Below are 391 nucleotides of genomic sequence, written 5' to 3'. Positions count from 1 at the left end.
AGCTCTGTGCATAGGCGCGCTTTTCGCTTTCGCTGCGGCCGGAGTTGAGCACGGCGATGAGGCTGTCGATCTGCTGGTCGGAGAGCATCGTGACATCGGCGTTGGGCGCATAGGCTTCGATCTGGGTGCGCTCTGCGTCGGTGATCATATCGGCGTCCTGCGCGAGGGCCACGCCAGCGGTGGTGGACAGGGCGACGAGGGCGGTTGTGAAGATACGGGTCATAATCGTTTTCCTTTCCTTTCGAAACCGAGCGTTGCTGCTCGATTTTCATCATCTGGATGGACAACAGGCGCGTCGGGATTTTGTTTCTCTCGCGGGCTTCACAGCGGTGTGAGGCTGGTTCAACGCTCTGTCTGGAAACGATATTTTCCAATGTTTTCCGGGGGTGCC

General features: G+C 58.3%; 1 protein-coding gene. It reads right to left on the bottom strand.

The window, feature by feature from the left end; genetic code table 11:
- Positions 1 to 223 (bottom strand): hypothetical protein (locus J1C49_RS21595; RefSeq protein WP_370639453.1); only part of this gene is annotated, 223 nt, incomplete at its 3' end.
- Positions 224 to 391 lie beyond the last annotated feature (168 nt).

Origin of the sequence: Cognatishimia sp. F0-27 (genome assembly GCF_020667845.1) — a bacterium.
Classification (GTDB): Bacteria; Pseudomonadota; Alphaproteobacteria; order Rhodobacterales; family Rhodobacteraceae; genus JAFMPQ01.
Note: the sequence above shows the minus strand (reverse complement) of the source record. Positions and strands in the feature narration are given on the sequence as shown.